Source organism: Thermosyntropha sp., assembly GCF_017656155.1.
Classification (GTDB): Bacteria; Bacillota; Syntrophomonadia; order Syntrophomonadales; family Syntrophomonadaceae; genus Thermosyntropha.
Window position 1 is genome coordinate 22395 of sequence record NZ_JACDOH010000009.1, and the last position, 22489, is coordinate 44883.

General features: G+C 37.5%; 23 protein-coding genes and 2 tRNA genes. 2 read left to right on the top strand and 23 right to left on the bottom strand.

What is annotated here, in order from left to right:
• Positions 1 to 22: 22 nt before the first annotated feature.
• The 6 genes from H0Z36_RS08720 to H0Z36_RS08745 all read right to left on the bottom strand — a co-directional run bounded on the left by H0Z36_RS08720 (position 23) and on the right by H0Z36_RS08745 (position 7012).
• A complete protein-coding gene (locus H0Z36_RS08720; RefSeq protein WP_296865537.1) occupies positions 23 to 925 on the bottom strand; it encodes a DUF4007 family protein in 903 nt (300 codons plus the stop codon).
• Between the two features lie 23 nt (positions 926 to 948).
• Positions 949 to 2670 (bottom strand): phosphoadenosine phosphosulfate reductase family protein, encoded by a 1722-nt coding sequence (locus H0Z36_RS08725; RefSeq protein ID WP_296865540.1) that lies wholly within the window; start codon positions 2668 to 2670, stop codon positions 949 to 951.
• Positions 2671 to 2729: 59 nt separating this feature from the next.
• Positions 2730 to 4919: a DUF262 domain-containing protein gene (locus H0Z36_RS08730; RefSeq protein WP_296865543.1), complete on the bottom strand. Its 2190-nt coding sequence runs from the start codon at positions 4917 to 4919 to the stop codon at positions 2730 to 2732.
• A gap of 553 nt (positions 4920 to 5472) precedes the next feature.
• Positions 5473 to 5925 (bottom strand): UPF0236 family transposase-like protein, encoded by a 453-nt coding sequence (locus H0Z36_RS08735; protein ID WP_296865545.1) that lies wholly within the window; start codon positions 5923 to 5925, stop codon positions 5473 to 5475.
• 8 nt (positions 5926 to 5933) lie between these two features.
• Complete coding sequence (locus H0Z36_RS08740) at positions 5934 to 6107, bottom strand: hypothetical protein (RefSeq protein ID WP_296865547.1); 174 nt, start codon at positions 6105 to 6107, stop codon at positions 5934 to 5936.
• Between the two features lie 227 nt (positions 6108 to 6334).
• On the bottom strand, positions 6335 to 7012 hold the full coding sequence (locus tag H0Z36_RS08745; RefSeq protein WP_296865548.1) for an MCP four helix bundle domain-containing protein: 678 nt from the start codon (positions 7010 to 7012) through the stop codon (positions 6335 to 6337).
• Between the two features lie 386 nt (positions 7013 to 7398).
• On the opposite strand from H0Z36_RS08745, the gene H0Z36_RS08750 reads away from it, so the two are divergent.
• On the top strand, positions 7399 to 7614 hold the full coding sequence (locus H0Z36_RS08750) for a hypothetical protein (RefSeq protein WP_296865550.1): 216 nt from the start codon (positions 7399 to 7401) through the stop codon (positions 7612 to 7614).
• A 752-nt stretch (positions 7615 to 8366) separates the two neighbouring features.
• The gene (locus H0Z36_RS08755; protein ID WP_296865552.1) at positions 8367 to 9665 is read left to right on the top strand and encodes a hypothetical protein; all 1299 of its coding nucleotides are present in this window, start codon (positions 8367 to 8369) and stop codon (positions 9663 to 9665) included.
• A gap of 181 nt (positions 9666 to 9846) precedes the next feature.
• Here the strand turns inward: H0Z36_RS08755 and rlmH are convergent, their stop codons facing one another.
• The 17 genes from rlmH to H0Z36_RS08840 all read right to left on the bottom strand — a co-directional run bounded on the left by rlmH (position 9847) and on the right by H0Z36_RS08840 (position 22487).
• Entirely contained in the window at positions 9847 to 10326 is a 480-nt protein-coding gene (gene rlmH, locus H0Z36_RS08760; protein ID WP_296865554.1) for a 23S rRNA (pseudouridine(1915)-N(3))-methyltransferase RlmH, read from the bottom strand.
• Positions 10327 to 10450: 124 nt separating this feature from the next.
• Positions 10451 to 11530, bottom strand: a complete 1080-nt coding sequence (locus H0Z36_RS08765; RefSeq protein ID WP_296865556.1) for a trypsin-like peptidase domain-containing protein — start codon at positions 11528 to 11530, stop codon at positions 10451 to 10453.
• Positions 11531 to 11662: 132 nt separating this feature from the next.
• Positions 11663 to 12916 (bottom strand): UDP-N-acetylglucosamine 1-carboxyvinyltransferase, encoded by a 1254-nt coding sequence (murA, locus tag H0Z36_RS08770; RefSeq protein ID WP_296865558.1) that lies wholly within the window; start codon positions 12914 to 12916, stop codon positions 11663 to 11665.
• 17 nt (positions 12917 to 12933) lie between these two features.
• Positions 12934 to 13779 carry a peptidase MA family metallohydrolase gene (locus H0Z36_RS08775; RefSeq protein ID WP_296865560.1) on the bottom strand — a complete coding sequence of 282 codons (846 nt, stop codon included), beginning with the start codon at positions 13777 to 13779 and terminating at the stop codon, positions 12934 to 12936.
• A 71-nt stretch (positions 13780 to 13850) separates the two neighbouring features.
• Positions 13851 to 14762, bottom strand: a complete 912-nt coding sequence (gene trxB / locus H0Z36_RS08780) for a thioredoxin-disulfide reductase (RefSeq protein ID WP_296865562.1) — start codon at positions 14760 to 14762, stop codon at positions 13851 to 13853.
• Between the two features lie 72 nt (positions 14763 to 14834).
• Complete coding sequence (locus tag H0Z36_RS08785) at positions 14835 to 16211, bottom strand: M23 family metallopeptidase (RefSeq protein WP_296865565.1); 1377 nt, start codon at positions 16209 to 16211, stop codon at positions 14835 to 14837.
• A gap of 58 nt (positions 16212 to 16269) precedes the next feature.
• The gene (gene scfB, locus H0Z36_RS08790; RefSeq protein ID WP_296865567.1) at positions 16270 to 17673 is read right to left on the bottom strand and encodes a thioether cross-link-forming SCIFF peptide maturase; all 1404 of its coding nucleotides are present in this window, start codon (positions 17671 to 17673) and stop codon (positions 16270 to 16272) included.
• 89 nt (positions 17674 to 17762) lie between these two features.
• A complete protein-coding gene (gene scfA, locus H0Z36_RS08795) occupies positions 17763 to 17912 on the bottom strand; it encodes a six-cysteine ranthipeptide SCIFF (RefSeq protein ID WP_296865569.1) in 150 nt (49 codons plus the stop codon).
• Between the two features lie 82 nt (positions 17913 to 17994).
• Positions 17995 to 18069 (bottom strand) — tRNA-Gly (locus tag H0Z36_RS08800).
• Between the two features lie 27 nt (positions 18070 to 18096).
• Positions 18097 to 18172, bottom strand: a tRNA-Asp gene (locus tag H0Z36_RS08805).
• A 76-nt stretch (positions 18173 to 18248) separates the two neighbouring features.
• The gene (locus H0Z36_RS08810) at positions 18249 to 19526 is read right to left on the bottom strand and encodes an adenylosuccinate synthase (RefSeq protein ID WP_296865571.1); all 1278 of its coding nucleotides are present in this window, start codon (positions 19524 to 19526) and stop codon (positions 18249 to 18251) included.
• 88 nt (positions 19527 to 19614) lie between these two features.
• Positions 19615 to 20061: a 50S ribosomal protein L9 gene (gene rplI, locus H0Z36_RS08815; RefSeq protein WP_296865573.1), complete on the bottom strand. Its 447-nt coding sequence runs from the start codon at positions 20059 to 20061 to the stop codon at positions 19615 to 19617.
• The gene (locus H0Z36_RS08820) at positions 20058 to 21041 is read right to left on the bottom strand and encodes a DUF2232 domain-containing protein (RefSeq protein ID WP_296865575.1); all 984 of its coding nucleotides are present in this window, start codon (positions 21039 to 21041) and stop codon (positions 20058 to 20060) included. The genes rplI and H0Z36_RS08820 overlap by 4 nt, the downstream gene beginning before the upstream one ends.
• Positions 21042 to 21132: 91 nt before the next feature.
• Positions 21133 to 21357 (bottom strand): 30S ribosomal protein S18, encoded by a 225-nt coding sequence (gene rpsR / locus H0Z36_RS08825; protein WP_296865578.1) that lies wholly within the window; start codon positions 21355 to 21357, stop codon positions 21133 to 21135.
• 24 nt (positions 21358 to 21381) lie between these two features.
• On the bottom strand, positions 21382 to 21819 hold the full coding sequence (gene ssb / locus H0Z36_RS08830; protein WP_296865580.1) for a single-stranded DNA-binding protein: 438 nt from the start codon (positions 21817 to 21819) through the stop codon (positions 21382 to 21384).
• Positions 21820 to 21848: 29 nt separating this feature from the next.
• Positions 21849 to 22142 (bottom strand): 30S ribosomal protein S6, encoded by a 294-nt coding sequence (rpsF, locus tag H0Z36_RS08835; RefSeq protein ID WP_296865581.1) that lies wholly within the window; start codon positions 22140 to 22142, stop codon positions 21849 to 21851.
• A gap of 135 nt (positions 22143 to 22277) precedes the next feature.
• Entirely contained in the window at positions 22278 to 22487 is a 210-nt protein-coding gene (locus H0Z36_RS08840) for a hypothetical protein (RefSeq protein ID WP_296865583.1), read from the bottom strand.
• Between the last annotated feature and the right edge of the window lie 2 nt (positions 22488 to 22489).

The window sequence follows — 22489 nt, forward strand, 5'->3', positions numbered from 1 at the left end:
CACTTACATGATACTAAATAAGCTAGTCATTACTATTACCAGTTATATCTTGATAATATGCTTCAATACATCCATAAAAATCAAGCTCACTTAAAATTTTCACCAAATCTAGCCCTGCGGTTCTGATCACCTTAATATAGCCCATTTTTTCTAAAGCAAATAGGTAATGGTTTAAAGTTACAATATCCAAATTAAAAATTCTTCCCACACTTCCAGGTTCATTGAGCAGCTTTTTTATTTCGATTTCTCTTTGGGTGCCTGCTTGAGTTAAAATTACCGCTAAAACTATTAAAGGAGGCAAAACTTCTTTAGCCGGTATTTCTTTTTTATAAATCTTTTCTTTTTTATCAGCCAAACTAATAAGCCCTAACTCCCTGAAAGGACAGTCAATATTATTCTCCGGATCTATTTTTTCTGCATTTATCCTGCTTTTAGACAAATAAGTATTTATGATGCATTCAAAATCACTCTCTAAAGAACTTCCCGCAATCTCCTGGCCAATCTCCAACTTAACATAATTGCTTAAAGCAGTTATAAAATCCTCCTTTTTAAAGCTCTTAAGCTTAAATTCATTAAAAAAGTAATACCAGGAAGTAGCTCCTTCCTTATTAGTTGCCAGCTTATAATGTAAAAGACACAAAGTTCCCGTTTCCTGCATACAAGGATCATACTGCCAAATAATATCCCCTAATCTAGTCGGCTGCTGAGTTCTAACCCCAGCAGCCTTTTCTTTCGTCAGTCCTACTGCCTGCATCCAGTAGCGCAAAGATTTTACCATATTAGCTCCTATTCCTAAAATATCCATAGGATTTTGGCTTTTGCTCACAAATACATCCGGTCTTTCTTTAACATTTTTCAAACCCTTATAAAGCCAACCTTTGCGGATAAAAAAAGTTTCATGCCCCCTGAATTTATAACTACTCACTTTGCTTCAATCTCCTTTTAAAATTATTCCTGCCTTAAATAGAGATATTTAGACATAAGACAGCCGCCGTCCAAATACTTAGCAGTAACACACATGCGGCATCTTCTGCATTTTTCCTCATTTATAAAATATCCCTGATTTTTAGTAACGGAAATGGCACCGAACTGGCATAGTGCTTCACATTTAAGACATTCTCTGCACGCATTATACTTGCGGATCTGATAGCTTATCATTCTCTGCAGATCTTCATGATCCTTAACATTCATAGTTTTTATTTTTACTGCATTCCTTTGCCCATTCTGTTCTAAAGGCTGAATAGAAATAATAGGAACTTTAGAATTTATATCCAATATTATTATTTCATTAATCAATCTGCGCCCTAATTCCTCAGCAACCTTGCCAAAAGGATAAAATAAAGTTATAAAATTTTCTGTTATCGGCTTATTCAGCTGATATATCCTGGCATTTTCTTCATTGGTGCAGCTGCTGAACTTAATCTTTACATCTCTAGCCGCCTTAAGTCCTCTTCCTCCCTGACGCGCTTTCCAGTTCCCAGAATCGACATATTCTTCCGCATCCGTTTTGCCAATTTCCCGAGCAAAATTAATCAAAAAATCCCGCCATTCTTTGGCCTTTTCCGGCATATAAATATTAGATAAAAACTGCGCCCTTTCATTGTTATTTGGACAGCACCAGCATCCTACCCTTTCATAACCTAAGCGGTAGGCATCATTAAAATCTAAACCCTCAGCTAATATATACAGCCAAACATCTATATCTTTCCAAAAAAATATCGGAGAAGCTACGGTTTGCTTGCGAATCTTTAAATACTCAGAATCTCCTTCAATACGGTTATATTTGCTTCTGCTTGCCGACTCTGATCTGCGAATTCCGTAAAAGGTTAATACTTTTTCATCCCGATACAAATTATTAAATATCCTATTGATCGGTCCGGTTTTGAACATAGAACAGCACCAGCGCAGCATACGGGCAGGAGGACCTATTTCACGACAAACTTCATAAAAATTCTGTTCTTTATTTTTGGCCGTCTTAAATATTACCTGCGGATTATCTTTTTTAAATCTCTGCACATACTCTAAGGTTTGCGGCAATTCCAAAGTTGTATCACAAAAAATATGCACCAGAAAAGGATTGGTCAAAGCCTTTACCACCAAATCGGATACCACAGTAGAGTCTTTCCCTCCTGAAAATGAAACAACTATATTGGTAGGCGGATAAGCTGCTGCAGCTGAATTTATAAAATAAACAGCCTCTTCTTTTAAACTGTTTAAATGTTCGCGATTTGCTTCTGTCCATCTTTCTTTAAAAAGCTCGAAATAATAATAAGTATTCTGTCCCTGATTCAACTCTAATTGTTCAGCTATGTATTCATAGGGAAATTTTTTAAACATATTTCTTCTTACAATTTTAGGTTTGCCGTCAATATAATACCTGTTTTCTGAACACCATACTGAATTTTCTATATATGCAAAAGGTTTTTCCAAAAGTATTTCCAGCCAAAGCCTTTCTTCAGGGAAAACCGGTCTTATATCTGCAGCTAAATATCTCACAGGTGCAGAACATAATGAACAGTAATTTTTCTTAACATCATTAGCTCTGTACACAATCGGCACTTTACATCTATCACACCAAAAGATCTCAGTCGGTACCTCCTGCTCAACCTGTCCTCCGCAAAAAACACAAACATCTCCGTATACTTCTGTATGGCAGTTTTTGCACCACAAAAAATTACCCTCCCTATAAAATCTGGTCTTTAAAAAGCACAGGAATAGCAGCACAACATCTATGCAATGAGAAAAGCCAGTTCACTTTTCAATTCGTTTTGCAGTAGATTAAATCTCTCTTCAAGAAAAGCTTTATAAAAATTCATACTCTTCTTATCATTATATCCTTTAATTGGAGGCACAAAGTGCTCATAAAATTTAACTTCTTCAAATTCTTTATAATAATCATCTATTGATTTGTTCTTTATCCTATTATTGGCAGATTTAGTAATATAGGTTTTGTTAAGCGGACTGTTTAAAATATGACTTTTATCTTTTCTCAGCTTATCCGCGCTTTCTCCTATTTTGGTAACACTTCCTAAAGGTATAATATGATGCATATGTAAATCTTCAGAAACGGCCATCCAGGGCCCTAATCTAACTGTTCCTCCTTTATTCCAATCATGCGGTTCCTTACTTAAAATATACTGAAGAATAGCTTTCTCGACTGCTCCCGGAACAGGAGTCTTTTCCTCCCTACGCATTAAAACTTCACGACTAGAATATCCCTGATAATTAAGAACTTTTTCATATGTGCTTTTTAAATAGCTGTCATCAGCATCAATGCTAAATATATGCAAAAATTGATTTAAATTTTTTAGATCTTCTATCACCCGAAAATTCTGATTTTCGCGGTATGCTCCTCCAAACAGGGAAACCCAATACCAATATTCAAGCCTTCTTATAACCTTGATATCCTCCCAATTGCTATCATTACCCAAATAAAAAGCAATAGGAATAAACATAAGTTCATAAGGCATTTCATTTATATTAAAAATACCGCAACGGAAATGGAGAAAAGCTAAAGCTCTAGCTAGTGATTTTATAATATATTCAGTATTTTTGTTAATCTGCTCCCCACTTAACCTTAATATACTAGCTTTCTTGATATATTCAACCTTTACTCTGCTTATATCTTCTCCACAGTTAACTGTTATGGAAAGAAGATTCAAATACTGATTTTGTATTACTTTGCTCAAGGTATTATCTTCACTGACTACATTCATCATTTTCGCAGCATTCCATTTACAATAATCCTCATACCCAGCTATACTTATTCCTTCTCGAACTGCCTCAGACAATTCAAAATCTTCTTTAAGATAATTTATTATTCGGTTGGTTAAAGAACTTTTTAAAATATCTTCATCTTCTTCAAAATCATCATCTGCTGTTTTCACCCTACTAGCCGCTAATCCGTTATTTTTTGCCGCTTTAGCTACAACCAAATCATAAACACTCAAAGGAGTTCCACCTTTATTTATATTCTCAAATATCGAAACAGCTTTCTGTAAATCATTCAAGATTATTACAAATATCTCTTGCCTTAATAAAGAACGCAGATAATTTTTTACTGCTTCAACCCACCGAGTTTGCAAACGCAGCCATGCCTTTTCAATCTTTTCATTTTCATTGTTTGTAACATATTCTTTTATTTTAGGGTCAACTATTTTCAAAATTTCTACTATGTCTTTCTTACCGTCTTTCACCTCGGCCTGCAATTCCTTCACCCTTCTGCTAGCTATATCATCTAATGCCCAATATAAAAGAGATTCGTTAGTATCATTAATTGAATCTTCATAAAGGGTATATAAAGGAACCAAATACTTATACCCAACTGCCTCACGAGCTATTTCAAGCAATATCTCATTGATATTTTCTGTTTCTACCCCGGAAAAGCGGGCAGGATGATACCAACTGTCGGTTTCCCTAGTCTTTTTGATCGACTTGTATTCAACAAAATCTATCACATCCTGGGGTTCGAACTTTGATAAATCATAAAAATTTAAATTATCCCACCCAAAAATATCTTCTTCTCCTTTTTCCAAATCAGGCTTAATCCTCAAAAACCATCTAGTCCTTAATTTTTTGTATGTATTCTCCCAATTTTCTTTCCAATCTCTTCTTTCAAACTTAAAAATATCGTCAAATACCACTCTTAAAGTAGACAATCTTTGCTGTCCATCTAAAAGATAATAGCATTGCTCCTTCGGTTCATACTCCAATCTAGGAAAGCATAAACGACGGGAAGCAAAATCCCCTTTTTTGCCTTCCACTAATAAAAAAGTGCCGATATGTGATTTAACTAAAAAAGAAGCAATCAACTGCTTTATATTCTCTTCTTTCCAAACATAATCCCTTTGAAAATTAGGCAGAGCAAGTTTATCCTCTCTATCCCATTCTAACAATTCCAGTAAAGTCCTTTTTTCCACTACATTCCCTCCAAAAATATATAGCCTTTTCTAAAATATAACAAAAAATATTTTAAAAATAAATTCATTTATCTGATCTCTAAAATATTCAATATCAAGTTAGTATAAAGACGACTTTATTAAAAAGTTCTCTGCTAATAGTCAGATCAGCAGAACAATACATCGAAATCTTGAAAATTTTCTATAACCAAAAACATTGTATTTAATAAAGTTAATCTGGCATTTGAAAGAATATTTCCTTTTACAAGTGTAGTTTGCCCTCTGTTGGTATTCGACTAAATGCTTTTTATTTTTCTCCCACTCCAACATCTATTTCAGAACCTAATGTTAAAACATGCTGAAATAAAACAAAAACCTTCCTCGATAAAAGATCGCGTCAAGATACTTTGGGTTTTAAAAAAATAGAATATCCCCTTTAATGACTAAGCAGTTCTAATTGATCTTAAAAATTGTGAAGTTGTTGTTTTCTTACCTATATTTAAGATTGTTAGGTTACCAAAGGTTTCATCTGTTGCAACCAGGTTTCTCTTCTTTAAGATTTCCTGATCCATTTTTAGATTTCTTGCTTTTCTAAGCGCCTTCTTTTTTTAGCTAATAACAGATCATACACTACACCACCATTAGCTTCAAAGGCTCTTAATCTAGCCATTTGGTCTACTCCTGTTTTACACCATCCTAGTGGTCTTGAGCTTAATCTTGCTGATAAAATATGGCTAACATGCCCCTCAGCGCTACATCCTATGTAGTCTGACTTATACTGATTTCTTATGCCATCCCAGTTCTTAAGTATGTATTTTTTTGCCTCTTGAACAGCTTTTTTCTTTGTCTCCGTTTCGGTTGCGCTAATGATTGCAGAAAAAAGTTCTTTCACTTTCTTTTTATCACCATTATTAATATGCTTCCACATAATAGGGGTAATGTCTGCCATATGCGCTGTTGCTTGTGTCACATATTTTGATAGATGATAACGATCCAGCACATAAATACTGCCTTTGATCCAGCCCAAGTCGTTTTTTATCCAAGGCGCTCCATCTCCTCGGCTACAAGCTTCACCCATATCCCATCTAGCATTGTTTTGGTAGCCATTATGAATTCAGATATATCTCTTACTTCTGTAAAAAGTTTCTGTAACTCCTCCGAAAATTTTTCCCTGATTATTTCTGTGATTTCTTGTATAATAGCTTTCATAAGAGTTTCTTCTCCTTTGATGGTTAGTTTTTTGTTGTAATTCCTATTTTTTCAAAGGGAAGATTCTCTTTTTGTTTTTTATGTTATTTTTCCCAAGGTAATTTTACGCTAAGTCGATAAAAAAACATTTTGTAATAATCTGCAGAATTAGACTATATATAATAAGATAAGGATAATCTATTATAAATAAATTCTTATTTAGCTATTAATTCTTCTTCTTTCTTTTTCTATTCTTTATTAACAGTTTCTTTCCCTGATGTCTTCATCATGGCTCCAATATCCTTTAATGAAATATTTTTTCCGCCTGCCGTTCGGGCTATAAGCAGGAGCAGTAAACCTAAAAAGGAACTTATTTGCGAAGTTAAGGTAAGTATTTTATTATCTGCCATTTTTTCCGCTGCTCTTATTTCAATAACTAAAACCAGCTTATCCAAAATCACCAAAATATTAGCAGTATTTTCTGCCATATACTTTTGTATCTCTTTAACCTTTTCATATTTACCCTGTGCCGCCAATGCCATAACTTCCTTACCTAAAACTATATTAGCACTGCAAAGTTCCTTAAGTTCAGAAAAAAGCCTTTTCCCCTGCTCGCTTTTAGAAAGATTTTCTGCTTCTTCTAAAATGTTCTGCATCTGGTTTATACTGCGGTCAATTCGCTGCAGTCGGTATTTTTTGTCTACAGGGCTTTGTTCTGCTGTTAAATCCTGTGCATTGGCATTAAGATCGGAGACTGCCTTTTGCATTTGAATAATCATTTTCAGCGGAGTTATCCGATAAACATAAATATCCTCTATCGCCTTGTAGTTTTCGTTTATTACCCAGAGCAAAAAGGCAACAAGCAGCATAGCTGCCAGCATCCATATCCGCGGAAGTGCAGATTCAAAAAACCAGTTGCGCTCCATATTTATCCCCCTGTTTGCAATATATGGTAAAACTTCCGCGAGAGTGTCAAAAAACCGCCTTCAGCTGCCCAAATCCATCCTTATACTTTCAGCAAAACTGTGGAAGAGTCAAAATAAAAACCCGGCTTAACCCGAGCAAAAAGTACTGATAAACAAGTTATTATTTTTATAACTTTATTTTATTTATTAAATGTTTGCTTGCTAAATAATAAATATTAATATATACTACCCTTAGGGGGTATAATCCTCACTAAACAAAGAAAGGTGGTAAAAACATGGTTATAAAAGCAGAAAACTCAGCCATTGAGGACATCAAGACCCTTTTAAAACGGCAAAATATAGATACTGATACACTGCGTATTGATGCCCAGGTAGGCTGAGGCGGCATGTCGTTCATATTGGTCCTGGATGGATCAAAAGAAGGCGATGTTAGCGAGGTAATAGACGGCATTAAATTCGTAGTTGAACCTGAGCTGGTTGATCTCTTCGGCGGATTCACCATAAAATCTTTCCGTTCCGGCGAAGTCATAAAACTCACAATTACACCTGACAAACAGGTAGAAAATGGCGGAGGCTGTTCTACCTGTCCCAGCTGCGGTTAACAAATTACTCATTAGGGCTAAAGACTCTAGTTTCTTTAGCCCTAATCTTTTGGTTTATTATTTTCTTCTTATATTTATTACCTCAAACTTTCACACAGCAGATAAAATTCTGCTGTGTCAGGCTGTCGAAAAAAGCTCTTTTTTAGTAAAATGAATTTCTAAAACCAGCTAAATTACTAGGTTCTATAGGGATTCTTTACTACAAAATAGGAATTTGTCTACGGTCTGACCAGGGAGTATTTATCTCCCTGGTGATATTCCTTCATTCTTCTATTGCTTAATTTTCACCCGTCATTTTATGATTTTCCCTTATTAAGCTTAGACTGAATCATTATAGTCCAATCTGAAAAGCAGCCCTACTGTCCAGCTTAACATCCATCTTTTCACAATGCTTTAAGCCAACCTTCTTTTTTCAAAATTACAACCTATTGATAGTTCCCAAGCTTAAATGTATAATATTACCATAGACGGGGGAGAGGTATCATTTGGAATAAAAAATGGAAAATCTATTTAAACAAATTTTTTCATTCAAACCGCAACATAATTTTTAGTAAAATTCATATCCTCTATTTTCAGAATTAGAAAAGATAGATGTAATAACAAACCCTTCACTATCCATCCTTTGCCGTTTTTCCTGTTATTAATAGCTGAAAAACTGAATAAATATACATAATATCTACCTGCTCCCGGAGTAAAAAGCAGGAAACTTTATTGAATTATACTAGTTTATAAACAAACAAGGAGGAGAGGGTATGATGTCTAAGCACAGGGATATCAAAGTCGGAATAGGTTTCGCTACAGGTCGCAAGACCTTCCAAAATGTTCTAAAAACCTATATATACAACTGGAAAGAATCCGGGTTAGCTGAAAAAGAGGGGGTCCATTTAAACGTTTTAGTCGCTTACGATTTAAAATATACAAATACCAAACCAAGCGATTACACAGAAATAAAACAGGAGCTACTCGAGCTGATCGACAAAGTTTATTTCATAGATGAAAATAAAATGAAACTTGAACTTGCCCACTTGGTAAAAGAAAATGTGATTAAAGAAAACGAATCTCGTTTCTTTGGAACCGGATATGCATTTCAACGCAACGCAATCCTCTATACTGCAATTAAAAACAATATTGACTATCTCATTTTTCTAGATGATGACGAATATCCTATGGCAGTGACAAAAACAGGGCCTATCGCTATATGGAGCGGTCAGCACGTTCTAAAAACTCATCTAAAGCATATCAGACAGACTGATATTACCCACGGATACCACTGTGGATATATCTCTCCTATTCCCTACATCGAATTCAATAATATCTTAACAGAAGACGATTTTCGGAGATTTATAGAAGCCATAAGCAACGACATCATAAACTGGGATTCAATACGAACTGTAATGAACAACGGCGGTGTTACATATGCCGATACAACGGTGCTAACCACCAATATTGTAAAAGAGGTAGAAGAAGTAAACCATTGTAAATTTATTTCCGGGGGAAACCTTTGCATTAACTTAACCGACCCCAAAAAAGTCAAACCCTTTTATAATCCGCCAGGTGCCCGCGGCGAAGACACCTTTTTGAGCACCTGCCTCAGCAAACATAAGGTTTTACGGGTGCCATGTTATACATTTCATGATGGCTTTTCCACTTATAATCATTTACTCGATGGTGTTCTGCCTATCAATCTTAAATACATTAAAGCCGATTCCAAAAGAATTATAAACCGTTTCTACCGTGCCTGTGTCGGATGGATAAGATACAAACCACTTCTCTTGTATATCACTCAGCAGAATGTATATAATGAAAAAATTAAGCGAATTAGGAAGCAATTAGAAATAACGTTGCCCAAAATTTGTGCTTATTTCGGAACAGAAGACTTCATGAACATAATTAAAGAATTAGACCTTTACCACCAAAATGTCCAAAAACATTACAACGAATTTCTCGAAACACAGCGTGTTTGGAAGAAAATATGTAATTATCTAAGCACTAACAGGCAAATTTCAGTTAACCAGCATAATCATAATAAAAAGCAGCTAATTCAAATATAATTAATTCTTAAATACTGAACACTTTCAAAGATTATCCGGAATTTTCTTTAAAAATAAACTACAACCACTTTATAAAAAAACGGCAAATCAGGGACAAAGCTTGCCGAAAAAATTGCCATACCTTTCTCAGAATTTAACCTTTCAGGTTTTGGCAAATATACAGATAAATAAAAAAAAGGCTTTACTTATGATACGGCTCACCTTTTATAATCTTAAAACTCCGGTACAACTGCTCAGCTAAAATAAGAACAGCCATTTGATGGGGAAAAGTGAGGCGGGAAAAAGATAAAACATAATCCCCGCGCTTTTTTACCTTTTGCGCTAAGCCATTAGAGCCGCCGATTATAAAACTTACACGCCCCTTGCCCGAAAATGAAACTTCTTTAATAAACTGTGCCAGTTCTTCCGAACTCATCTGTTTCCCTGTCACATCTAAAACTATTACATAATCGTCTTCACCTAAAAGGTTTAATATCTTTTCTCCCTCTTTTTCTAAGACCTTTTCTATCTCGCTTTCCTTAGCCTTCGGGCTTATTTTCTCCTCTAAACCTTCAACTATATCCAAACTGCAATAAGGTGTAAGCCTTTTTGCATACTCTTTTACCCCTTCAGCATAAAAAGGTTCTTTTATTTTTCCTACGGATATTATGCGGTATTTCAAAAAACCATCCCCAATTCATTTTTTAACTTGGGGACGGTTCTCGATTTTAAATCCATTTCGATTCGAAATACTTTTAAATTTTAGAACCGTCCCCAAATTGAAAACTGTTTCGGTTCGAAATAGTTTATTCGGATAAGGTAACTGTAACTGTATGAAGCTGTATTTTAGCGTTTTTATCAGCAGGTATTCTTATAAATTCAACTTCCACTGTATCACCCGGATTTTTGCGAGATATTCTTTCCTGCAAATCCAATCCGCTTTCAATTTTTTCTCCGTCCACTTTGGTTATTATATCATATTTCTTTATGCCTGCTTTAAAGGCTGGTCCCCCCGGTACAGGATCAACTGCAACCCCGCATTCGGTAGGAAGCCGGAAAAATTCAGCAGCATCGCTAGAAACATCTGCCAAGATCCTTATACCAATAACTGCTCTTCTAACTTCCCCATATTTTTTCAGTTCTTCAGCCACCCTTTTAACCTGATTGGAAGGAATGGAAAAGCCCATACCTTCAAATCCTTCAGCAGCTATTTTTACAGTATTTATCCCTATAAGCTGTCCTTTTAAATTTACCAGCGCTCCTCCGCTGTTTCCTGGATTTATGGCCGCATCAGTTTGAATCAGGCGGAAGGGAAAGCCTTCCTCTGTAGTTAAAAGGCGGTTAAGACCGCTCACCACCCCTGCTGTAACTGAACGGGCAAAGCGAAGGCCTAATGGGTTGCCTATTGCTATCACCTGTTCTCCTACTTTAATTTTTTCTGAATCCCCAAAAATTATAGGAGTTACATGATTATCCACTTTTACTTTAATAAGGGCTAAGTCGGTGCGCGGATCAGTTCCAATTACTTTAGCCTCTTCTTCATTTCCATCAGCCAAGGTTACAATTATTTTTTCCGCACCTCTTATGACATGGTGGTTGGTCACAATATAACCTTCATGGTCTAAAATAACACCTGATCCGGTACTCTCCACAGTGCGGTGATTAAAAACATTGCTCTCCTGTTTAAAGCTGGTGATTCCTACAATAGAAGGGCTTACCAACTCTGCCACATCACTTATCTTCCCGTCTGTAAAAGGTGCCTCTTCTCCTGCTATAGGTTTGCTAAAAGGCTGTAAATAATGATTTATAGCAGCAAAGGTTCCCAATCCTAAAAAAAAGCAGATGACAAATAAAAAAGCCCCTTTAACAGTTTCTTTTTTCACCATATTCCTCCTCACATCAAAGGCTTAAAGCTATTCTTATTTTTTGCGAGGAAGGAAATTATATTCTTTAATATAAAAATAAAGACAGTCCCCTTAATTGAATATATCAATTAAAGGTCTGTCCCTTTTTTAGGATCAATAAACTTTTATTTTAGCTCCTAATGAATTAAACTTCTGTTCTATATTCTCATAGCCGCGGAATATATGAATTGCATCTTCAATCGTAGTTTGTCCTTCAGCAGCTAATCCGGCCAATATCAAAGCAGCTCCTGCACGTAAATCCGTAGCTTTTACCGTAGCTCCATACAGCTTTTTAACTCCTTCCACCACCGCTGTATGTCCTTCTACTTTTATACTTGCTCCCATCCTCTTAAGCTCATCTACTACCTGGAAACGATTTTCAAATACATTTTCCACTATTACGCTGGAGCCCTCTGCCAGACAAAGCAAAGCCATCATCTGCGACTGCATGTCAGTCGGAAAACCAGGATAGGGCAGAGTTTTTATATCAACAGGGCGAATTTTTTCTCTTGACTTTACCAATATCCCAGATTCAGTTTCCTTAACTATCGCCCCTGTTTCCTGCAGTTTGGCAATTATAGGATAAATATGGGTGGGTATAACATTTTCCACCATGATTTCCCCGCCAGAAATAGCTGCTGCAACCATAAAAGTACCAGCTTCAATTCGATCGGGAATAATTGCATAGCGAACTGGCTTTAATTCTTCTACCCCTTCTATCTTTATTACATCAGTCCCTGCTCCGCGTATTTTAGCCCCCATAGAACTTAGAAAATTGGCTAAATCAACGATTTCCGGCTCTTTAGCTGCATTTTCTATTATCGTAGTCCCGGGAGTTTTAACTGCTATCATCATGATGTTCTCGGTTGCGCCTACACTGGGGAAATCAAGATAAACATTATTTCCCTTTGGATCTTTAACCCGGGCATAAATATATCCGTGCTCAATTTGAACCTCCGCCCCTAAAGCCTGTACCCCCTTTAAATGCAAATCCATCGGGCGTGAACCAATATCACATCCCCCTGGTAATGAAATAACTGCTTCTTTTTCTCTTCCTAAAAGACTCCCTAAAAATAAATTAGATGCCCTCAGTTTTCTAGTCAGTTCATAAGAAGTCTTAGTTTTAATCTTTCCGGATGGGGAATATATAGACAGGCTGTTTTCATTCCACTTCGCTTCTACCCCGATTTCATTCAATATCTGGATCATTACTTCTACATCCCGTATACGTGGCATGTTATCTAAAATAGTTTCCCCTTCAGCTAATATACTGGCTACCATCAGAACTAAACCAGCATTCTTAGCTCCACTAACCCGGACACTTCCTCGTAATGGTGTTCCTCCTTCTACAATCAATACATTTTCCAAATTTTACACCTCTCGCCCTAGTTTTTTAGCAATTCTTGATAAATCTTCTGCTCAAATTCCTGATATTTTACACCCAGGGATTCTTCAATCGCCCGGTTTAAATTATATCCCTTGCCAAGTTTCTGCAAAATGCGAAATATTCCTTCTTCTCCGTAATTATAAGCTATATAGTCCACTATCTTTAAAGACTGGTAATAGGCAATATCCTGCTTTAAACCATCAAAATCGCGGCTTAATTCTGACAATTTATAATATCTTGCCTTATCCCCTTTTTTAAAAGGTGAAGAAAACTCAAATCCTGTTATCTTTTTCTCCACATATTGCGCAATCCCTTCTGTAAACCAGCGGTTATAATTTCCATTGGTAATTTCATCTACCATTAAATGGGCAAATTCATGCACCATAGGACCTTCTTTTTTAAATCTTTCTTCCATTTCCTCATGTCCAAGCCATACTTCAGGGGATAGCACCCTTATCGAGCCTGCCCAGTAAACCCCCATGGCTTTTTCATCTTTATCCCAGCCAAAGCTTTCTGCCAAACTAACTGCATCTGGATAAACTATTATTGTCGCCTTATAAGAGGGTTCTCTCCCAAACCATGCACAAACCTTATCATAGGCCTCTTCTGCTGATTCAACTATTAGATTTATTGAACCTTCACTTTTTTCAGCATATTTTATTGTATAATGTTCTGTTTGAATCTCTTTAAAATCATGGGTCTTTAAAGCTATTTCCTGATTTACTGCAACCCTTAAAATAAACTGATTATTTCTAACTCCCCAGATCAGAATTGCTGTCAACAACAAAAAAACAATGATCAGGGAATATTTCCCGCCTGCAAAAGGTTTTAAAAAACTAATCATCTCTCTCCCCTCCCTCCTAAGAAATAATTATACTATCAAACAAAAAAGGAGGGGAAAAGCAAATAGTGGTTCTATTCCTTCAAATATTCAGTAACGGATATTCCTGCCATAGCTCCATCCCCCACGGCATTCGCCACCTGTCTCCACTTTTTGCTTCGGATGTCGCCGGCGGCAAAAATACCTGGTATAGATGTATGCATATTTTCATCAGTTATTACATAGCCATCTTCATCGGTTTCCACTAAACCTTTAACAAAATCTGAGGCGGCAGTAAGCCCAATACTTATAAAAAGCCCTTCAACCGGAAGTATTTCCTCTTCACCGGTCAAAACATCTTTTATAGTTACGCTGGTAAGCAAGCTATCTCCATTTACGGCTGTTACCTCTTTATTTACTTTAATTTCAATCTTATCATTATCATAAGCCTTCTTAAGGTCTTTCTGGTTAGCCGTAAACTCTTCCATCCAGTTTATTATATATACCTTAGAAGCAATATCAGCCATATAAAGGGCCTCTTTTACCGCTGAATCTCCGCCCCCTACTATGGCAACCGGGGACTTGCCAAAGAAAGCTCCATCACAAGTAGCACAATATGACACACCTCGACCTAAAAATTCCTCTTCACCCTTTACATTAAGCTTTCTTCTTTTTGCTCCCATAGCAAGTATAACTGCTCTACAAACATACTCCCCAGTCTCGGCAACAATCTTTTTTAAGCTTCCTAAATCTTCTATTCGCACTACCTCTTCCATCTTTATCTCAGCGCCAAAATTTTCAGCCTGCCTGCGGAACCTGCCCATAAGGTCAGGTCCCTCAATCCCTTCCGGGAATCCGGGATAATTATCAATTCTATCGGTCAAGGCTGCATTTCCTCCCAAAACTTCTCCGACTAAGACTAAAGTTTTAAGATTTGCACGGCAGGTATAAATCGCAGCTGTAAGTCCGGCCGGCCCTCCCCCTATAATTACAACATCATAATCCATAAAAACTCCTCCCCACATTTTTAGTTATAATACAATAAAAGCCCCGGTCAAAAACCAGGGCTTCTACGATCCTCAGCGCAAAAAATTAAGCGGATTACGAAAAGACCCGTAAACTAAAGTTTCAAAATGGAGATGCGGACCCGTGCTGTTTCCAGTCGACCCTACTGAAGCTATAACATCTCCCCGGTTTACTCTCTGTCCGGTAGAAACATATATCTTGTTGCAATGTGCATAACGGGTAACTATTCCGTTGCCGTGGTCAACTATAACAAACTTGCCGTAGCCTCCCTGCCATCCAGCAAAAATAACTGTTCCGGAATCAGCAGCCTTTATTGGCGTACCGGTGCGGGCAGCAATATCAACGCCTGTATGCCTGCCTCCTCTAGCCCCAAATGGGCTCGTAATAGTGCCATAAACAGGCCATATAAGTTTTCCAGCCCTTACGGTGCTGCTTCCACGGGAAGCTACTATAACCTTAGTTCCTTTTACTACTATTTTATCAACTGCTTTTTTTATAATAGTTTCTTGTTTTATTTCCCGATCTTGGGTAACTCCATTCTTTTTAACAGCAACATATACTACTTTCTTCTCCCCATTTTGTCCTTTCTGCTTTACTCTCACACTGTAAGGAACATTTTTATCAATAACTATCTTGGTCTCATAAGGTATCTCTTCTATTTTTTCTCCTTCAACCCTTGCAATTACATTTATCAGGGGCTTGCTTTTAACCAGAATAAGCTCATCTCCCGGCTGTAAATACTCTGATTTGAGGTTATTGGCCCGCATTATGTCATCAACATACATATTATTTCGGCGGGCAATAAGCCAAAGGGAATCGCCCTCTTTAACTATGTATTTTTCGGGACTTTCTGTCCCGGTTTTGATCAGCATATAAGCTTCATCAGGAGAAACAATCTTATTGGCAGGAACAAGCTCTTCTTTTATCGTCACATTTTCTTCAAAAGCAAGTTCCAAGAGCTTTTCTCCCTCTTCCAAATCCTTACCTTCTTCTTTAATGCGGCTTAATACCCTTTCAGCCTCTTTCCGGCTTGCTAAAAACACCTGCGGATTCCCGTTTACAACTATTGCCGCACCTTTCACATTAAAAAGGGCTATCTTTTCAAGCTGCTTTTTAAGGCTGTGCTCCGCAAGAACCTGATCCTTCGAAGCAAAAGTTCGGCAAAATTCAAATTTAGTAATCAATGCAGTCTCTGTTTTATACTGTCCTTCTTTTTCTTCTTTTATTTCGGCTAAAATCTGCTCAACTTCTTTCACCTTTTTTACCTTGCATACTTCTTTCCCATCAGCATATACGGAATAAGCAGGGGTATTAATCACAAATCCCCACACAATAAAAATGACTGCTAAAGTTAAAAGCGATACCAACGATATGAACAAAGGCTTATCCTGGTGTATTTCCTCCCACTTCTTACACATATATTCCTTCATACAAAACTCTCCATTTTCAAAATTAGGCTTTGCCTTTGAGTTAATTCTACAAATTTTATTAAATTCCTGCTAAAGGATTATTTTTTTGCAAACGCTTCATTATATCTAAATAAATAGCCCCTTCAATCCTCTTTCTGTGCATAGTGCAGGATATCTCATCCGGCTTCTTCATATCGCAATTGCGCTTCAAATTATTGGCATGACACCCTCCACCACAGAAATAGCGAGCCCAGCAGTCAAGGCACTCCTCCTTGTTATTTAAATTATTCTGGGCAAAAACGGCTTTTATTTCTTCTCTCAGCTCACCTGTCCATACATTACCCATATAATAACAGTCATCTCCGATAAACTGGTGACACGGGTAAATATCGCCCTCAGGGGTTACAGCTAAATATTCAAACCCGGCTCCACATCCAGTAATCCTTTTGGCAATACAAGGTCCCCCCATAAGATTGAGGTTGTAATGGAAAAAGAGAATCTCTTTTCCTCTCTCATAATATTCCCACAAAAGCCGGGTAAGGTTTTCATATTCCTTTAACACCTGCGGCAGGTCTTCTTTTTTTATCGCAAATTCATCCTCATTTTCTCCTACTGCCGGCTCCAAAGAAAGGGCATCTATACCTAAATCTACTATATGTTTCACATCAGAAACAAAATCCAGGTTATCACGGGTAAAAGTTCCCCGCACATAAAAACTTATGGGTTTTTTTGCTTTTGTCATCTTTATATGGGGAACAATAAGGTCGTAAGTTCCTTGCCCATTATTTAGAATTCTGTTCCTGTCATTTGTTTCCTTGCGCCCATCCAAACTCAAAATAAGGCTTATGTTTTCATCTACTAAATAATCAAGAATTTTTTCATTTAACAGGACTGCATTGGTAGTCAAAGTAAAGTTGAATTTCTTCCCTGTTTTCTTCTCTAATTCACGGCCATATGCAATCAGGCTTTTTACCACCTCGAAATTAAGCAAAGGCTCCCCGCCAAAAAAATCTACTTCCAGGTTCCGTATATTTCCGCTTCTTTGAACCAAAAAGTCCAAAGCTTTCTTCCCGGTATCTTTGCTCATCAAGCTCGGTTTCCCTCCAAAGTTTCCCTGCCCTGCAAAGCAATACCGGCATTTCATATTGCAGACATGAGCCACGTTAAGGCATAATGCCTTTATTCTCATAGAATTTAAGTCCAAATCTATCTTTTCTCTAGAAGTGAAAAGAGTTTTTTGTTTAACTGCTTCCTTAATCTCTTCTTCAACTTCCTTAACTTCCTCTATAGGATACCTCAGGCTAGTCATATAGACTGCTTTAGAAAAATCGCCGTCAGCATCTACCAAGTTGGACAGAAACATAAAAGCCAGATCATCTAAAAGATGGACTGCGCCGCTGTTGACATCTAAAAAAATCTTTACACCGTCAAATTCATATAAATGGACATCTGCCTTGAAGTTATATCCTTTCAATTCGTTCATTTTCTTCCTCTCCCTATAAGGTTTAAAGATTTTCCTGATAAAAACATAAAAAAAGGGGGTTAGACCCCTCTTATGTATTCATATGTCATTTATTTCTGGTTTCTGCAAATCTGATTTCCTACTGTGCAAGAAGTTTTACATGCGGATTGGCACGAAGTTGCACATTCCCGGCAGTTTATCTTATCTGCTTCCCTCTTGAGAAAAGGAGTAACTACTGTAAAAAGATGCTTGTTCTTCAAGCCTACCTCTCCCTTCTTTAAATAAAAGCTTTTAATAAATATATTCATCCGAACCGCACAACATTCTATCTATTTAATTTAATGGAGCGGGAAACGGGATTCGAACCCGCGACACCCGGCTTGGGAAGCCGGTGCTCTACCTCTGAGCTACTCCCGCACCTGCGTGATTACCTACAATAAATAATGGCGGAGCTGACGGGAATTGAACCCGCGATCTCCGGCGTGACAGGCCGGCATGTTAACCGCTACACCACAGCTCCGCATAGTCGCAGAAATATATTAACAAAAGCTTTAAAATATTTCAAGTCTATTTACAAAAAATTTTAACATTATCTATCAGCAAAAGATTTCTTCTTTTATAATAGTTTGATCCCGTTTGGGCCCCACTGCCACTAAAGCGGTTTTTATGCCAGTTAGCTCTTCTATTTTTTCTATATATCTCTGAGCATTTAAAGGCAGGTCTTCAAATGAAGTAACCGAGCTTATATCCTCTTTCCATCCCGGAAGTTCAATATATACCGGCTCGCATTCTTTAAGCACATTAATACTTTCCGGAAATTCTGTGAGTATTTTATCTTTATACTTATAACCTGTGCATATTTTAACCACATCAAAATCATCTAAAACGTCCATCTTGGTAATAGCTAAATCAGTAATTCCATTTACCCGTACTGCATAGCGCAAAATCACCGCATCAAACCAGCCGCAGCGTCTAGCCCTTCCGGTGGTAGTGCCGAATTCGGCCCCTCTCTGCCTTAAAATTTCTCCTGCCTCATCCGTAAGCTCAGTAGGAAACGGTCCTTCCCCCACCCGAGTAGTATAAGCCTTGGCAATCCCAACCACCTTTTTTATAGAGGTGGGGCCTATCCCTGAACCAGTGCAGGCTCCGCCCGCAGTAGGATTGGAAGAAGTAACATAAGGATAAGTTCCATGATCTATATCCAGTAAAGTCCCTTGAGCCCCTTCAAACAAAACCTTTTTTTTATCCTTGATAGCCTGATATATTAAAAGCGAAGTATCGGCCAAATATTTTTCAAGCTTTGCGGCTTCTCCCTTTATTTTTGCCAGCATTTCATCAGCATCAAAACCTTCTTCTCCATAAATTTCTTTTATTATCCTATTTTTATATTCTACCTGCGCTTTAAATCTTTCCTCAAAAAAGGAACCGCCTTCTATTAAGTCCACTATACGAAATCCGGCCCGATTAATCTTATCTGCATAGGCCGGACCTATTCCCCTTTTAGTTGTCCCTATCCGTTTATAACGATCTTCCAGTTCATCCATTTTCTTATGATATGGCAAAACTAAAGGGGCACGATAGCTTATACGCAGGTTGGAAGTGTCTACTCCCCTTTTTTCCAATTCTTCAATTTCGTCTAAAAGCTTTTCCATATCTAAAACTACTCCATTGCCAATAATACAAAGGGTATCTCTATATAAAATGCCAGAAGGTATGAGATGGAGCATAAATTTTTCATGCATTACCTCTACCGTATGTCCGGCATTGCTTCCACCTTGATACCTTACTACACAATCTGCCTCCTCGGCCAAAAAATCAGTTATCTTTCCCTTACCTTCATCTCCCCACTGTGCACCTACCAGCACTACTGCCATACAGGGCCACCTCCTGGCTTAATCCTATAAAATTGCAAACTAATATTAACAAAACTATCCCAGGGTGTCAAACTGGGAAGTTAATTATTTACCCTTTTACTACCTTAACCTTAATTTCTGCCTGGACTCCCGGATATATTTTTATTTTTAAATTATATTCTCCCAGATGTTTTATAGGTTCTCCAATTTCTATCTTTTTTTTATCTATACTAACTTTAAACTCCTTATTTATTGCTTCTGCTATCTCTTTGGGAGTTACTGCTCCAAATAACCGGTCATTATCTCCTGTTTTGGCTTTTATAGTAATTTCCTTTCCATTCAACTTTTTCTGTAACTCTTTAGCCTGCTCCAGTTCCTTCATTTTTTGCCTTTCCTGACTCTTTTTCTTCTCTTCTACCTCTTTAATCTTCCCCGCAGTTGCTTCCACTGCAAGTCCTTTAGGAATAAGATAGTTGCGGGCATATCCATCAGAAACCTCTTTTATATCACCAGCACGCCCCAATTGTTTTATATCCTGAGTTAATATTACCTTCATCGCAAATCCTCCTCCGATTTATTTATTTTTCGGTAGTCAAGCAAACTATCAAAAATTCCCACCAAGCCCAAAAAAACTAAAACGGACAGAGAAAATAGCAGAGTCATTATAATTATAAAAACAATAAACCAGCGGCGTGAAGATGCTGACATATTCTGCAAACGGTAAGCTAATGCTGCAGTTCCATAATAAATGGTTATCGGAAACATAACCGCCAGAACATTTGACCCGGCATAATACAAATAAGCTGTTGAACCATCCTTTTCTCCGGTAAGGATCATAATAAGACCTAAAATAACCAGCCACACCAACTGCCAGGGCATAATTTCTTCGGCAAACGGCTTTTTTTCAAGGCCTTCCATGCCCCGCTTCATGCTCGTCAATGAAGCTAAAAGCAAAGAGAAAAAAACGACCATTATAGCCTGCAAGAAGTAAAAAGCAGGCAGATGACGGGCAACTTCTTTAGATATTTTAAGGAAATCTTTTTCTATTTTTTCCCTGGTTATCCCCTCTTTTTCATATAAATCAAAAAAACCGCTTTCCTCATACGTCCGCAAACTCTTCTCTAAATACACCTTGAAATCATTTTCTACATCCTTTATTCCTATATCACCAGAGCTCAAGTATAAAAAACCTAAAAACAAAGAAACGCTTAAAGCGACCGTAAAAAATCCATATTTTTGTATTTTATAGTATCCCTTGTGTTCTTTTGTCATATAAGCCATTACAAGAACTGCTGCTCCAACTGTGGCCATAAAAAATGCCAAATCTGCAATCCCTACAGTTAAATATAATATGAGTATATTTAAAATAAATACAACAAATAGCTGTTTTTTTTCAATGTAAAGAGCACTTAGTATAAAAATAGCCCCCCAGATTATCGCCCAAAAAAAAGTGAACACTGGAACTGCTGCCACTAAAAGGACAGCTGCACAGGAAATTATCAAAAAAACCATAAAATTACGAACTCGATTTGCCACTTCAGATACCCTCCAGATCTAAAAGCCTCTGCTTACACCCGTCCGTTTCTGCCAAAATACAAAACAGCCCTCAATATGAGGGCTTTGCTCTTTATTCTGCTGTAAAAGGCAGAAGAGCCATTACGCGTGCTCTTTTTATAGCTCTTGTCAATTGACGCTGGTGACGCGCACAGTTTCCGTTAATTCTGCGGGGGAGTATCTTCCCTCTTTCTGTAATATAACGGCGAAGCCTGGGCACATCCTTATAATCTATAACATCAATCTTATCAGCGCAGAAGCTGCACTGTTTTTTCTTTTTGCGCTTTTCTTTTTTCAAAACCTGTCCCTCCTCATTTCAAGGTTAAAAAGGAACCTCATCCTCTTCGCTCTTATCAACTATATCAATATCATCTAAACTTATTTCGCTTCCCACATCACTCCAGGTATCATCGCTTCCAGCAGAAGCAAAGGAAGACGCAGCAGCGGATGCTCCGCTTTTACCCAAAAAACGCACATCATCTGCTATAACTTCCACCGCTTTTCGTTTAATTCCGTCTTGACCCTCATATGTCCTGACCTGCAATCTACCCTCAACGGCCGCCATCTGTCCTTTATTGAGATAGGTAGCACAATTTTCTGCCAGACCGCGCCAGACCACTATATCGATAAAATCAGTTTCATCTTTATTAAACTTGCGATTTACTGCCAGAGTAAACCGGCATACTGCCAATCCGTTCTGAGTATATTTCAGCTCAGGGTCACGGGTAAGACGACCAATTAAAATAATGCGGTTTAACATTTATACTCCCCCCTGCTTATAACAAAACCCTACTTCTCATCTTTGCGCAAAATCATGTGACGCAGGAAACGATCTGACAGTTTGATAACCCTGTCCAATTCCTGGGCAGTTTCCGGCTTACCTTTAAAATTCCATACAGAATAAATGCCTTCATTGTAGTTCTCAATTTCATAAGCCAGACGTTTTCTGCCCCATCCTTCATCCTCACCGATGAACTCACCGCCAAAATCGGCAATAATCTTTTTGAGCCTTTCTTTGGACTCGGCAATTTGTTCATCAGTCAAGTCAGGTTTCATAATAAACATAATTTCATATTCGCGCACACTCTACACCTCCTCCCTACGGTCTACACCTGTTTTTTGGCAAACAGGTAAAGGCCCCGTTTTAAAACGGAGCAGGGAATTCATAGGACAGTATATCAGTATTTTACAAGTAGTGCAAGTTTTTTATCCTCTATCTTAAAGCTTTCCTTTTATGAGGAGGCTTTCAAGCAGCGATACCGGTTTTTCAATAATATAAGTTTCATTAAACAAAGCTTTGAGCACTGCTATAGTTTCTCCTTCAATGTTCTTTTTAAAACCTATTATACAGAATCTCTCACCAGGTGACATATCTTTAACCCTTACCAGATCACCTTTGCTAAAAAACTGGCCTTCAGGAGTTTTCATCT